This is a genomic window from Allobosea sp. GW822-FHT05A11, assembly GCF_058800455.1.
Window position 1 is genome coordinate 211,103 of sequence record NZ_JBXAMI010000007.1, and the last position, 14,026, is coordinate 225,128.

Consider the following 14,026-nt stretch of genomic DNA (forward strand, 5'->3'; position numbering starts at 1 on the left):
ACCAGGCTGCGTGGTGCGTGCTCCCGCGCGCTCGCGGCCTAGCTCGACCGCGCCCTTATCAGATCCGCCATCCGCTCCGCGATCATGATCACCGGGAGGTTGAGGTTCGCGCGCGGCGCGGTCGGCATGATCGATGCGTCGACGACGCTGAGGCCGCCCACGCCATGGACGCGCCCGGTCGCCCCATCGACGACCGCATCGGGATCATCGGCTGCGCCCATCCGACAGGTGCCGCAGCAGTGCCATTGGCCGAAGGCATGGGCCTTGACGTAGGCCTCCAGGATATCCGGCTCGTTGAGCAGCGATTGCAGGCTGATGCCGCTGGAGACGGCGCGCTGGAAGAACAGCTTTCGCAGCGGCGGCAGGGCATCGATGGCGAGCGCGATCGGCGCTGTGATCAGGTAGTTGCGCAGCGTCTGCCGGCCGAGCGACTTGGCAAAGCCGCTATAGCTTGAAGCACCCGGCATCTCGACGATGTCCGCCAGCGGGCGGGTGGCGAAGAGCCTGGCCATCAGGTGCACGGCTGCGCCCATGCGCTGGAGGTCGCGATAGTCGGAGAGATAGTTGAAGTCGGCCGTCGCCTCCTGGCGCGGATCCGATGAGACCAGCCGCACCGCGCCGCGCGAATGCGCCTTGTTGATCCAGGAGATGATCGTGCCGATCCGGGGGCCCAGCGGATGCCAGGCGGATTTCGCTGCGACCATCAGGAACATGTCCGAGGGCCCGCATTCCTCGACGCCGGAGCTGTAGCGCATGCCCACATGGATGTGCCGGCGCGTCGAATTGCCCAGCCGCGCGGCCGGCTTGATATAGCCCGAGAGCGAGATGCCGGGGTGCTCCTGCAGATTGGCGCCGACGCCACGCAGATCCGCATAGACCTCGACGCCGAGCGAGCGCAGATGTGCCGCCGGGCCGATGCCGGAGCGCATCAGGAGAGCCGGCGAATGCATGGCGCCCGACGAGACCACGACCTCCCGCGCCGCAAGACGCTCCTGCCCGCGCCCCCGGGCGATATCGACGCCGACGATCTGCCTGCCCTCCATCGCCAGCGAGAGGACCTGGGTATCGGTCATGATCGTCAGGTTCGGTCGGCGCCGGGTCGCGGCATCGAGATAGGCCATAGCAGTCGAGACGCGATGCTGGCCGTTATTGGACAGCGTGATCGCGAAATGACCGTCGCCGAACGCGCCGTTCTGGTCCTTGAGGTCGGCAAAACCCTGCGCTTCCATGGCAGCCTCGGCCGCGATGGAAAAGGCCGGCCAGCGCTCGCGCGGGATGCGGTGCACGGGGATAGGCCCGTTCTTGCCGTGAAGCGGCCCCGCATAGTCGAGGTCCGTTTCGGCCTTGATGAAATAGGGCAGCACGGCGTTCCAGTCCCAGCCCGCGGCGCCGGCCTGTCCCCATTCGTCATAGTCGTCCGGGGTGCCGCGATTGGCGATCTGGCCGTTGATGCTGGAGCCGCCGCCGATCAGCATCGGCTGCTCGTAGCGCTTGGGCGGCGGCCGGTTCGCGGCATTGTGCAGATGCGGCTGCGTCTGGACCATCAGGTCCGGCCAATGGTTCTGCGGGTCGAAGGCCGCCTTGCCGGGATAGGTGTCCAGGATCGCAGAGCCTTCCTCACCGGGCTTGAGGTCGCGCCCGGCCTCGATCAGCAGGACCTTTCGCGCGGGATCGGCTGACAGGCGATTGGCCAGGACGCAGCCGGCCGAACCGCCGCCCACGATGATGACATCCCACATGATTTGGCTCACGATGCTTGCGTAGACAGAAGACATGCGCGGATCAGGCGGAGAGCCCGAGCGCCTCGAAGGCAGCGGCTCCGGCTTCGGCGACCTGCTGGTCCTGGACCGTCGAGCCCGAGCTCACGCCGATCGCGCCGACCACCTGTGTCCCGATGCGCAGCGGTATACCGCCCGCCAGCGTGGTGAAGCGCCCGCCATGCAGGTTCTGGAGACCGAAACCCGGCTCGCCCGGCAGGGTGCGCGCGGCGATCGCCCTGGTCTCGACCTGCGCGCCCGACGCGCTGAAGGCCTTCGCCAGCGCGATCTCGATCGAGGTAAACTTGGCGCCGTCCATGCGCCGGAACGCGACGAGGTGGCCGGCGGCATCGACGATCGCAATGTTCTGCGGCACGCCCATCCGCGCCGCTTCTCCCGCCGCGGCGGCAATGACGATATCGGCTTCGTCGCAGCCGATGTTCAGAACGCTGTGCATGTCTAGCCCTTGACCGAGCCCTTGGTCAGGCCGGACACGATCAGGCGGCTGAGCAGGGCGAATGCGATGAGGATGGGAAGGATGGCCAGCGTCGCGGACGCCGTCAGCGGCCCCCATTCGCGCCCGAAATAGCCGATGAAATTGTAGATCGCGGGCTGAATCGGCCGCAGCGCCGGGGTGTCGACCATCACCGAGCCTGCGACGAACTCGTTCCAGCAGGCAACGAAGGTCAGCACACCAGCCGCCCCCAGTGCCGGTCGCGTCAAGGGCAGCATCACGCGCGTCAGAATCTGGAAATGCGTGGCGCCGTCGATGATCGCGGCCTCGTCGAGCTCGCGCGGGATGCTCTCGAGCGAACCCTTGACGATCCAGATCGCCATCGGGAGTTGATAGGCGGTGTAGATCAGCGGCAGCGTGAACCAGGAATTGGTCAGGCCGAGGCGCGTGAAATAGAGGTAGTTCGGAATCAGCAGCGCGGCTGCGCCCAGCGACAGCGGAATGCTCGCAACCACGAGCATGAACAGCGCCCGGCGCAACGGGAAGTCGAAACGGTCGAAGGCATAGGCGGCCGGCAGGGCCAGCGCCAGCACGCTCGCCACGGTCAGCACGCTGTAGAACACGCTGACCCGCATGTTGCCGAGAAAGCCGCTGTCGACGACGCGCTGGTAGTTCTCGGCCGTCGGGATGAAGTCGAGCAGGACCGGAGGCGTCCTGAACAGGTCCGGTTGCGACTTCAGCGAGGTCAGCACGCCCCAGAACAGCGGCAGCAGGTTGAGGCCGGCCAGCACCGTGAACAGGCCGGCGATCACCAGGCCCAGCATGCCGGGCAGGACAATGCGGGACCGGCACGGCACGGCTGCCTGCTGCACGGCGACCGGCCTGGGATGCGAGGCGGAAGACGCGGTGCTCATCACGCCTTCCACTTCGCGAGGCGGACATAGGCGAGGACGAGAATAATATTGCCGGCAAACATCGCCAGCGCGAGCGCAGTGGCTGAGCCGAGGTCGAAATTGACGAAGGCGCGCTCGAACACCTCGATCGGCAGGATGCGCGTCGCGTCGCCCGGGCCGCCGCCGGTCAGGACGAGCGGCGTCTCGACGGTGTTGAGATTGGACAGGGTCAACACGATCGTCACCAGCAGCAGCGGCGTCTTCAGCAATGGCAGGACGATCAGCCAGAAGATCTGCCAGCGGTTGGCGCCGTCGATCTTGGCGGCTTCCTCATAGTCCTCGGGAATGCCCTTGAGCCCCGCGAGCAGGATGATGACGGCATAGCCGAGCCGCTTCCAGACGGAGACGCCGATCAGCAGGGCCATGGCGCTGCCGGGACTGTTGAGAAGCTGCATGTCGGCGATGCCCGCCATCCGGACCAGCGACCCCGCCAGCCCGATATCGCTGACGAACACCCAGCGAAACAGCAGGGTGGCGACCACCGTCGAGATGATCCAAGGCAGGATGACGATCATCTGGACGACGAAGCCGAGCCGCTGGCCGAGCCGGTTGATCCAGACCGCCAGAGCAAGCGCAATGACCAAGGTCAGCGCGACGGCGGCGCAGGTGAACACCGCGCTGCGCTCGAGCGTGGCTGCAAGGACGGGGTCGTCGAGCAGTCGCGCGTAGTTCTCCAACCCGGCGAAGTCCGTCGGCGCGCCATACTGGATGCGAAACAGGCTGAACCAGAAGCCGTAGAGGACCGGCGAGAACAGTACCAGCATCAGCAGCGCCATCGCAGGCAGCACGTAGTTGACGCCGGTGAGGCGCGAATACATCGTCATCAAGAGCGATCCCCGGTCGAAGGCGGAGCCTTTTGGGCTCCGCCCGGGTGACGTCAGCGATTGTTCTGGCGGTTGAAGCGGGTTTCCGCCTCTTCGAGGGCCGCCTTGACGGGAACGCCTTCCACGATGATGCGCTGCGTCGCCTTGTTCAGCGCCTGACGGTAGCCGCCGACATTGAACTCGATCGGGGTCAGCCAGCCATATTTGCTCGCGCCCTCGGCAGCGACGCGGATATAGCCGTTGCCGGGCTGGTCGACGAAGGAGGCTACGGCCTTGGCCGTCGATGCCATCAGGGGCGATTGCCCGCCGACAGTAACCCAGATCTTCTCGGCTTCCGCCCCGAGCATGTAGTCGACGAACTTGCCAGCCTCCGCCTTCTGCGTGCCCTTGGACCAGACGCCGACGGCCCAGCCGGCCATGACGGCGGGAGAATGAGCGGTCTTGCCATTCCCGGGCCAGAGCATCAGGCCGACATTCTCCTTGCCGAGCTTGGCCTGGAGCGTCGAGACGCGCACGCTCGGACCCTGGATCATCGCGACGCGGTCGGAGGAGAACTGCTCGAACAGATCATCCACCGTCCAGGTCGCCGATTGAGCCGGCGAGACGTTGTATTTCTTGATCAGATCTGTCGCGAAGGTCATGGCGGCGACGCCTGCGGGACTCGCGAAATTCGCCTTGCCGTCGGCCTTGAACAGCTGCTCCCCCTCGCCCAGGAGATAGGGAATCATCATGTGCGGGTCGGCCTGCTGCTCGCTGAAGCCCTGGGCGAAGCCATAGCGCGTCACCTGGCCGGCGGCATTCTTCACCGTCAGCTTTTCCGCGGCGATGCGGAGATCGTCCCAGGTCTTGATCGAGGCCGGGTCGATGCCGGCGGCCTTCAGCAGGTCCGCCCGGTAGACGATCGAGATGTAGTTCGGCGAGGCGAACATCGCGTATTGCTTGTCGCCCTTCTTGGTCAGGTCCCAATAGGCGCTGGCATGGTCCTTGACCTGCTCGGCCGGCCATTTCCCGATGAACAGCTCGTTGAGGTCCGCCAGCGAACCCGAGCCGATCGCGTCGCCGAGGAAATCGGTGACGACCCAGCTGATGTCGGGCGCATTGCCGGCGCGATGGGCGGCCAGGAACTTCGGCGTCATCTGATCCCAGACCTGCGTCTCGACGACGATCTTCGTGCCGGGGTTCGCAGCCTCGTAGTTCTTGATGATCTGCGCCAGAGCGACCTCGCGCGGCGACGTCCCGGTCGCGCTCAGGAACGTCCACATGCGGATCGTCTTCGTCTGCGCCGAGGCCGGGGCCTGCGGAATCAATGCGCTCGCCAGCACGCAGCCGAAAGCCGCGAGCGTGTTCAAAAGCTGACGTCTCTTCATCATGGGTTCCTCCCCGAAAATATGGCCGATTAGGTTCGGCTCTGTGCGAGTTCTTCGATCAGATTGCGGGCCTTGAGATCGGCCAGCGCATCCTTGAGCGAGCGGCCGAGATGGGCGCGCACCGCCTTGGCGTAGTCATTCGGATCGCGGTCGCGCAGCGCCGCGAGGATCGCCCGGTGCTCCACGGCCTCCGAGGCGTGCCGCCCGCGCCAGGATTCGATGCCGCGCTGGATCCAGGCGTTGAGCACCTGCATCTGGATGCCGCGATAGGTCGAGAGCAGCAGCGCATTGCCGCTCAGCTCCACGATCTGATGGTGGAAGCTCGCGTTCTGCTCGTGCCGATCCTTGTGCGAAATGGCTTGCGGATCGACTTCGAGACGCCGCTGGACCTCCTCGATCCGGTCGATCGCCGTGCCGTCGAGCGTGCCGTCCCTGAGCCGCTCGATCATCAGCTCGCCGGCCATCAGCTCGATCGCCAGCCGCACCTGCCAGAGGTCCAGGACCTGCTTGGCGTCGGGATCGCGGATGTGATAGCCGCGCCGCTGGATGACCTCGATGAAGCCTTCCGCCGCGAGCCGCATCAGGGCCTCGCGCACCGGCGTCAGACTGACGTTGAAATGTTCGGCGAGCTTCTCAGGGTAAAGTCGCGCACCCCGCTCGAAATAGCCGAACACGATCATGTCGAGCAGCGTGCGCCGCAAGGTCTCGGCGAGCGTCTCGCCGGGCTTGCCGACGAGGTCGCCGAGGTCGCCGGGGCTACGCACCAAGATGGACATGGGCCCGCTCCTCTTTCTCCCCCAGGCCGTTCACGGCATAGCGGGACAAGCGCCCGAGATCCGGCTCGCCGCCGTGACCGGGGGCATCCTGGGCAACGAGCTGGCCGCCTTCGGTGATGAGCGGGCGCACCGCCATGTTGTCACGCAGCGGATTCAGCAGGCGGTTCGCCTCATAGGCATGGACGGCAGGCGCGGCCCGGCAGGTATGCACGGCTGCCGAAACGGCGACGCAGGTGCCGACACCATGGGGCGCCATGCGGATGCCGGAGCGCGCGCAGAGCGCGCCGATCGCCATCAGCCCGGACACGCCACCGGCGCGCGAGATGTTGGGCTGCAGGAAATCGACCGCATCGGCGGCGACGAGCCTCGCATGAGCGTCCAGCGTGAAATCATTCTCACCGGCCGCGATCGGCACGGGCGAGGCCTTGCGAACCTGCGCCAGCGCCTGCGGATCATCGGGCGGCACGGGCTCCTCGAACCAGCCGATATCATAAGGGGCCAGCGCCTTCGCGACCGTGATCGCCGTCGCGACGTCATAGGCACAATTGGCATCGAGATAGAGCGCCGCGCCCGGCCCGATCTCGCCGCGCACGGCGGCGATGTGCTCGATGTCGGTCGCAAGGCCGCGGCCAACCTTGAGCTTGATGGCGGTATAGCCCTGATCGAGATAGGCACGCGCCGCGCGCGCCGATTTGTCGGGGTGGTCCTGGAATCCGACCGGACTGACATAGGTCGCGACCGGCCCCGGCGAACCACCGAGCAACGTCGCCAGAGGCAGCCCGGCGGCCCGCGCCTTCAGATCCCACAAGGCGATGTCAACGCCGCTCAGGGCCTCGATGGCCGGGCCGCGCGTGCTGCCCATCGCCGTGAAATAGCGCTCCAGATCGCCAAGCATCTCCCTGGGATCGGCGATCGTCGCCCCGATCAGCGCTGGAGCGATGACACCGTTGATGATCGCAGTGGCAGCACCGGCATGGGGCAGACCGAAAGCCTCGCCATAACCGATCGCCCCGTCATCGCTTTCCACGACGACGAGCGTCGCAACCTGTCCGGTGCGTGGGATGCGCCGAAAATGGGCGGCCGGGGCCAGCAATTCCGCCGGCACCTTGTCGATCCCGCCGAACACATCCGCGAACCGCGCTTCGAGCTGAATGGCTCTGAGTCGAGAAATCTTCAACACCGGCTCCTCCAATATTATAAATTATAATTTATTTTTTTGGAGAGGAGTCAAGCGGCATGTGCGGCCTAGCGGTTTATCCGAAAAGGCCGCCGATCTGACGATTTGCGATGCTCATCGCGAGCATCGCCCCGAACAGCAGCGGGCCGAGGGAGCCGGCCCCTCCGAAGCTGTGTTTGGGGGGTGCAAGTTTGCCCTCCTGCGACGGGGATCGGCATGGGCTGTGGCCCCCAAGCCTTTCAGGTCCCGCCGTTCGGTTCAGCAAACTCGTCATGGCGATCCGCCGAGGCTACAACGGTCCGCTGCTGTTCGGACGGGTTCGGATATGACATTGCGATTGAGTCGGTTCACGACGCTCACATTATGCCTTCTGGTTGCGCTCTCGACGCTTCCCCTGGCCTTCCGGTATCACTGGCTATGGGTCCCGGGGATGCTCGCGGCTCTTCTGGCGCTCGTCGGGTTATGGGACCTTGTCCAGACCGGGCACGCGATCCGCCGCAACTATCCGGTGATCGGCCATATCCGCTGGTTCGCGGAACTGGTCCGTCCCGAGTTGCGCCAGTATCTTTTCGAGGCTGACGAGGAAGCCGCCCCGTTCTCCCGATCGCAACGCTCGCTGGTCTATCGCCGGGCCAAGGGCATCGCCGGCGACCACCCCTTCGGAACCATGCTCGACGTCTATCGAGAGGGTTACGAATTCATCGGGCACTCGACGCGCCCAGCGCCGGTGGCGGATCCCGACAGCTTCCGCATCACCATCGGCAACGACCAATGCCGACAGCCCTATTCGGCCTCGGTCTTCAACATCTCCGCCATGAGCTTCGGCTCGCTCTCCGCCAACGCGATCCGCGCGCTGAACACCGGGGCGCGTCTGGGGAATTTCAGCCACGACACCGGCGAAGGCAGCATCAGCCCCTATCACCGCGCCGGGGGCGGCGACATCGTCTGGGAGGTTGCCAGCGGCTATTTCGGCTGCCGCGACGAGCAGGGGAATTTCGATCCCGACCGCTTCGCCCGCCAGGCGGCCGACGCCCAGGTGAAGATGATCGAGATCAAGCTGAGCCAGGGAGCCAAGCCCGGCCATGGCGGCATTCTGCCGGCGCCGAAGGTTTCCCCCGAGATTGCCGAGACAAGAGGCGTTCCGGTTGGGCTCGACTGCATCTCGCCGTCGAACCACAGCGCATTCTCGACACCGCTCGAAATGATGGGCTTCATAGCGCAGTTGCGCGCGCTTTCAGGCGGAAAGCCAGTCGGCTTCAAGCTTTGCCTTGGCCATCCATGGGAGTTCATGGGCATCGTCAAGGCGATGCTGGCAAGCGGCGTCGTGCCGGACTTCATCGTCGTCGACGGCGCCGAGGGAGGCACCGGCGCCGCACCGGTGGAGTTCAGCGACCATATCGGCCTGCCGATGCGCGAAGGCCTGCTGTTCGTTCACAACGTCCTCGTCGGAGCGGGGCTGCGCGACAGGGTGAAAATCGGCGTCGCAGGGCGCATCGTCAGCGCCTTCGACATCGCCAGCGCGCTGGCGATCGGCGCGGACTGGACGAATGCGGCGCGCGGTTTCATGTTTGCCTTGGGCTGCGTCCAGGCGCTGTCCTGCAATACCAATCGCTGCCCGACGGGCGTCGCGACCCAGGATGCGGTTCGTCAGCGGGCGCTTGTCGTTCCGGACAAGGCACAGCGCGTCCACCTGTTCCACGCGAACACCCTCAAGGCTCTGGCGGACATGCTGGCCGCAGCCGGCCTCACCCACCCGTCCGATCTGGGTCCTCACCACCTCGTCCGCCGCGTCAGCGCGACCGAAATTCGCCTGTTCTCCGATCTCCATGTCTTTCTGGAGCCCGGCGAGCTCACCTCCGGAGAGTGCGAGCACGCATTCTATCGCCGCAACTGGGACGCCGCCCGCGCCGACAGCTTCGACAGGCTCGCGTGAATTGGCGGAAACCCCGCCTTGCCGAAGCGGCGGGGTCCTTGTGCGATCAAGCCTTGGCAGATTTTGGCTGCCCGCTGACGCCTCCGGTCATGCCGTCGAGCCAGGTGTCCGTGGCCGCGAACTGGCGCCCGGCCTCCACGGTCTTCCAGAATGTCACATCGGCCCAATGAACGATCGTATTCTCGAGGCTGCGCTCGAGGAGTTCCCCCTCGGCAGAATGCGCCGCGGCGATATGAGCGACGGCCTCGGGCAGGTCCATGGCGAAGCAGATGAACACCCCGTAGCCGGGATGGCGCACCGACGGAAAGCCGACGGCATATGAGTCGGCCTTCCAGCGCTTGACGTTGTCGGGCTGGAATTCCCAGACCTTGCCGATGTCGTGGCAGAGCGCGCCCGCGATCAGGATATCGCGATCGTAGCGGAAATTGGGGAACAGGCCCGCCATCTCCTCGGCCGTCTTGACCGCAAGGCGGCAAACCGAGCGCATATGATCACATTGCGTGCCGGTCAGGAGCGGGTTCGAGTCGTAATTGCCCGATGGCTTCATGTCGCCGATCTGCGTGAAGCCATGGGCTTCGAGCGCTGCGACCCAGGCATCGATGACTTTGTCGCGCAGGTCGCGATCCTTGATCCATTCGATCTCCGGCATCTCGGCGACGCGGGCGGCACGTTTGGCGTCGGTGATCTCGATCGACTTGCCACGCATTGTCACGGTTCGCGGGTAGCTCACAGCATTCTCCGAATTGAAGATCAGTCGTTGGACGAGGGTCACTGCGCGCCGATCAGGCGTGGCAGCCACATGACGATGTCGGGGGCAACGATGATCAGGACGATCATCAGGAGCAGGCTTCCGATGAAGGGCAGAACGCCGAGAATGACGTCGCTGATGACGCCGCGCCCTCGTACCCCCTGCACGACGTAGAGATTGACCCCGACCGGCGGCGTGATCATCGCGGTCTCGCACAGCAGGACGACCATGATGCCGAACCAGACCGGGTCGAAGCCGGCTTGCACCACGACGGGGACGATGATCGGGATCGTCACGATCATCATCGGCAGCGGCTCCATGAAGCAGCCGAGAACGAGATAGAAGATGATGATCGCGACCAGCGTGCCCATCGGCCCCAGCCCGAGGCCGGTGATGAAGCCGTTCAGCGCGGCAACGAGGCCGATCGCCGACAGCACGAAGTTCAAAAAGAAAGCCGAGGCCACGATCAGCATGATCATGGCGGATGTCCGCATCGTGCCATCCAGCGCTTCGAGGATCATCCTGACGGACAGCTTCCGGTTGATCGCCGCCAGCGCGATCGCCACGACGACGCCCAGTGCAGCCGATTCCGTCGGGGTCGCGAAGCCCGCATAGATGCTGCCGATCACGATCACGAAGATGAACCCGGGAGGAACAAGCCCGCCCAGGCTCTCGAGACGTTCCTTCCAGGAGGTCTCGATCGCGCGGCCGCGCCATTCCGGCCGGACGAGGCAGCAGATCAGGATCGTCGCCATGAAGATCAGCCCGAGCACGATCCCGGGCACGAAGCCGGCGAGATAGAGCTGCGGCACGGAGGTCTGCGTCAGCCAGCCATAGATGATCAGGTTGATCGATGGCGGTATCAGGATGCCGAGCGTGCCACCGGCGGCAATGGTGCCGAGGAAGAGTCTCTCGCCATAACCATAGGTCTTGATCACCGGCGTCGCGACGGTTCCGATGGTCGCGGCCGTTGCCACGCTCGAGCCCGAAGTCGCCGCAAACACCATCGAGGCACCGATATTCGCGTGCATCAGCCCGCCCGGGAGCCAGGCGAGCCAATGGCTCATCGAGCGATAGAGTCGATCCGCCATGCCCGAGCGCAGCAGGATCTCTCCGAGCAGCACGAAGAGCGGCACGCTGACGAGGATGGCATTGGTCGAGGCCGACCAGATGACCTCGCCCATGGCGAGATAGATCGGCATCGGCGAGAACGCCGCCCCCAGCGACAATGCCAGAAGCAGAAGCGCCGCGCCGACGGGGATGCTGAGGCCGAGCAGGAGGATGAGGAGGCCGAGCGAGGTCTGGACCATGGCCGCTTATCTCTGGATCACGGGTTGGGCATCGACGGCGTCGAGCGCCTCTTCGATTTCATCGGCGACATCGGGTGTCGTGACCATTGCGGCAGCGGCTGCGCGGTCACCTCGCATGAGGGCGAGCGCGACGAGAGCGAGCTGCTCCACGCAGACGAAGGCGAACCAGACCAGCCCGACGAACCAGAGCCCTTGCGGGATGACCAGCAATGTCCCCAGCGAGGTGTTCTCGCGTGCACCGAGGGTCCACGAGGTATCGACCGTGTCCCAGGCGAACCAGGCCATGATGAGTGCGACGGCGCCGAGCGCACCGAGCGCGAGGACATCGAGGGCGAACCTGATGACCGGCGGCGTCCAGTTCCTGATGACGTCGATCCGGACATGGGCGCGGTTCAACAAGGCGTAACTGAAGGCCCAGCTCGCCGAGATGGCGAGCGCATAGCTCGACAGCTCCGTGCCAACGCTGAACGGGATATGGATCACCTTGCGCGCCAGGATCTCCATGGTGATCACCACGGAGGATCCGACTAGCATCAGGCCGCCGATGCGGGCCATCCAGAGCGAGATGGCCGCGACGATCGCGTGAAATGCGTTCATGGCAATCTGCCCCGAAAAGCCCGCGGGTTACTGCGCCTTGGCCTCGATGCCCGCGACCTTGCCGACCGTCGCGTTCCACTCGGTGACGCATTCGGTGCCGCAGCGCTTGGCCCAATCCGGCAGGATCCGCTCGCGCAGGATCTTCTGCGCGGCCGCCTTGTCCGGCTCGGAGACGGTGACGAATTTCATCTTGGGACTGGCTTCGATGCCGTCCTTGCAGGGGCCGAGACCGGTGTTGCAGTTCACGCCGTCCTGGATGTCGTTGCCGGCCTGCACCCACATGCGATCCTCCAGTTCGGCGAACTGCTGTTCGAGAAAGGTGCGGGTCTTCGGGTCGAGCTTCGCCCAGCTGCTCAAATTGGCGCCGAAAAACGTCATCGACCAGCCCATGGGCAGCGCATAGAGATGGTCACTCACCTCCCACCAGCGTGCGGTATTGCCAGCTGACGTGCCTGTCACCGCGCATTGCGCGACGCCGCGCTGCATCGCCGGGATGACTTCGGCGAAGGGAACGTTCACCGAAGAGCCGCCGGCGCCCTCGACCATCTGCGACATTGCCCGGTTGAAGGTCCGCACCGCCTTGCCGCGCAGCGAATCCAGCCCCGTGATCTCGCCCTTGCAGTAGAACATCTGAGCCGCCACCGGGCTCATGCTGAGCAGCTTGGTGTGGTATTTCGCCTCGAGCGCCTTGGCGAGCGCGGGGCGGAAGGCATCGGCAGCCTTGCGCTGCGTGACGATATCGACGGTCACGCCGGGCAGATCGAGGCCGTCGAAGCGGGAATCCTCGCCCGCCATGTAGGACATCGTCGCCTCGGAGATATCGAAGACGCCCTGCCGCAACAGGCGCAGCACCTCGGGGCCGCGCAGGCCGAGTTCCTCGAGCGATCCGAACGTCGTGGTGATCGCGCCGTTCGTCTTTGCCGCGAGCATCTCGGTGAAGAACGGCTTGTAGACCTTCTGGAACAGGTTCTGCGTCTGGTTTCCGCCGGAGACCTTGAGATTGATCTTCGGGAAATCCTGAGCCTGGGCGCCGAGCGCCGACATTCCAAAAGCTGCCAGAAACGCCAATACACGAACCGGTCGCTGCATCATTCTCTCCCTTGAAAGGTCGATTATTCGACTTCTGGCGGGCAGCGTAAGCCGCATTGCAATCGCAAATCCAATTGGATTATCTCGTGCGACAACATTGGAATTTTCAATGCGCCCGACGATCGCGGAATTAGAGGCCTTTGTCTGGACAGCGCGTCTCGGCTCCGTGCAGGCGGCCGCGAAGCATCTTTTCCTCGCGCAGCCAACCGTGTCGCTTCGGCTGAAATCCCTGCAGGACGAGCTGGGCGTCAAGGTTTTCGATCGCGCCGGCTCGACGCTGCGCCTGAGTCCGGACGGCGAGCTGCTGTTCGGGCACGCCATCTCGATCATCGAGGAGCTCGGCCGCATGCGCGAGCGTGCAGGGTCGACCGGGGCGCTTCACGGCACGGTGAAGGTCGGCATGCCGGAAACCTTCGCGGTCGCCTGCCTGACACTGATCCTCAAGGACCTTGGAGCGCTCTATCCGCGGCTGCGGCTGGAGCTCTCGGTGGCCACGAGCTCCCAGCTCGAGGACGAACTCCGCGAGCACAGGCTCGACGTCGCCTTTCTGGTCCACCCCAGCGACGGCGTTGCGATCAGGCTGGTCGAGCTCGGGCGCCAGGAGGCGGCATGGGTCGCCGCCAAGAGCCTCGGCCTCGGCCCGATCGTGCGGCCTGCCGATCTGCAGGACTGTCAGATCCTGACCAACCCCCCGCCATCCGCCATGCATCGCCAGATCACCGAGTGGTTCAGCGCAGCAGACGTCAAACCGCGCCGGCTGGACTTTTGCACGGGCCAGATGGTCATCGCCCATCTGGTTCAGGAGGGCGTGGCCGCCGCCTTCCTGCCGGTAAAGTTGATGGAGCCCGCTCTTGCCGACGGGCAAATCGTGAAATTGCGGGCCGTGCCGGACTTCGCGCATGCCGCGCTTTGCGCCGGCCATCGCATCGGAGGAGCGACCGCCGAGATCGAGGCGGTGATCGCAGCGGCGCGACGGGTTCTGGGGACGATGCCGTTCCTGCTGCCGCCAGCGCGGAGGGGGCGCGAGTGCGAGGGCTGATA

General features: G+C 65.3%; 13 protein-coding genes. 2 read left to right on the forward strand and 11 right to left on the reverse strand.

The genetic code is table 11. The features are described from left to right. Positions 1-38: 38 nt before the first annotated feature. The 7 genes from AC1RLU_RS23010 to AC1RLU_RS23040 are packed head-to-tail and all read right to left on the reverse strand — an operon-like array spanning position 39 to position 7,308. Complete coding sequence (locus tag AC1RLU_RS23010; RefSeq protein ID WP_492798448.1) at positions 39-1,751, reverse strand: GMC family oxidoreductase; 1,713 nt, start codon at positions 1,749-1,751, stop codon at positions 39-41. Positions 1,752-1,782: 31 nt separating this feature from the next. Next, complete coding sequence (locus AC1RLU_RS23015) at positions 1,783-2,214, reverse strand: GlcG/HbpS family heme-binding protein (protein ID WP_492798449.1); 432 nt, start codon at positions 2,212-2,214, stop codon at positions 1,783-1,785. Between the two features lie 2 nt (positions 2,215-2,216). Next, positions 2,217-3,125 (reverse strand): carbohydrate ABC transporter permease, encoded by a 909-nt coding sequence (locus tag AC1RLU_RS23020; RefSeq protein WP_492798450.1) that lies wholly within the window; start codon positions 3,123-3,125, stop codon positions 2,217-2,219. Then, positions 3,125-3,988: a carbohydrate ABC transporter permease gene (locus AC1RLU_RS23025; protein ID WP_061968984.1), complete on the reverse strand. Its 864-nt coding sequence runs from the start codon at positions 3,986-3,988 to the stop codon at positions 3,125-3,127. The genes AC1RLU_RS23020 and AC1RLU_RS23025 overlap by 1 nt, the downstream gene beginning before the upstream one ends. A 53-nt stretch (positions 3,989-4,041) precedes the next feature. Next, complete coding sequence (locus AC1RLU_RS23030; protein WP_113585154.1) at positions 4,042-5,358, reverse strand: ABC transporter substrate-binding protein; 1,317 nt, start codon at positions 5,356-5,358, stop codon at positions 4,042-4,044. Between the two features lie 26 nt (positions 5,359-5,384). Next, complete coding sequence (locus AC1RLU_RS23035; RefSeq protein ID WP_492798451.1) at positions 5,385-6,131, reverse strand: GntR family transcriptional regulator; 747 nt, start codon at positions 6,129-6,131, stop codon at positions 5,385-5,387. Then, positions 6,112-7,308 carry a mandelate racemase/muconate lactonizing enzyme family protein gene (locus tag AC1RLU_RS23040; protein ID WP_492798452.1) on the reverse strand — a complete coding sequence of 399 codons (1,197 nt, stop codon included), beginning with the start codon at positions 7,306-7,308 and terminating at the stop codon, positions 6,112-6,114. Before AC1RLU_RS23040 ends, AC1RLU_RS23035 begins: the two co-directional genes overlap by 20 nt. A gap of 325 nt (positions 7,309-7,633) precedes the next feature. On the opposite strand from AC1RLU_RS23040, the gene AC1RLU_RS23045 reads away from it, so the two are divergent. Further along, positions 7,634-9,241, forward strand: coding sequence for an FMN-binding glutamate synthase family protein (locus AC1RLU_RS23045; RefSeq protein ID WP_061969174.1), 1,608 nt, complete (start codon positions 7,634-7,636; stop codon positions 9,239-9,241). Between the two features lie 46 nt (positions 9,242-9,287). Here the strand turns inward: AC1RLU_RS23045 and AC1RLU_RS23050 are convergent, their stop codons facing one another. The 4 genes from AC1RLU_RS23050 to AC1RLU_RS23065 are packed head-to-tail and all read right to left on the reverse strand — an operon-like array spanning position 9,288 to position 12,985. After that, positions 9,288-9,971 (reverse strand): HD domain-containing protein, encoded by a 684-nt coding sequence (locus tag AC1RLU_RS23050; RefSeq protein WP_492798453.1) that lies wholly within the window; start codon positions 9,969-9,971, stop codon positions 9,288-9,290. A gap of 38 nt (positions 9,972-10,009) precedes the next feature. Further along, positions 10,010-11,299 (reverse strand): TRAP transporter large permease, encoded by a 1,290-nt coding sequence (locus AC1RLU_RS23055; protein WP_492798454.1) that lies wholly within the window; start codon positions 11,297-11,299, stop codon positions 10,010-10,012. Between the two features lie 6 nt (positions 11,300-11,305). Beyond that, on the reverse strand, positions 11,306-11,896 hold the full coding sequence (locus AC1RLU_RS23060) for a TRAP transporter small permease subunit (protein WP_492798455.1): 591 nt from the start codon (positions 11,894-11,896) through the stop codon (positions 11,306-11,308). A gap of 27 nt (positions 11,897-11,923) precedes the next feature. Then, positions 11,924-12,985, reverse strand: a complete 1,062-nt coding sequence (locus AC1RLU_RS23065) for a TRAP transporter substrate-binding protein (protein ID WP_492798456.1) — start codon at positions 12,983-12,985, stop codon at positions 11,924-11,926. Positions 12,986-13,094: 109 nt separating this feature from the next. On the opposite strand from AC1RLU_RS23065, the gene AC1RLU_RS23070 reads away from it, so the two are divergent. Then, on the forward strand, positions 13,095-14,024 hold the full coding sequence (locus tag AC1RLU_RS23070) for a LysR family transcriptional regulator (RefSeq protein ID WP_091858680.1): 930 nt from the start codon (positions 13,095-13,097) through the stop codon (positions 14,022-14,024). Positions 14,025-14,026 lie beyond the last annotated feature (2 nt).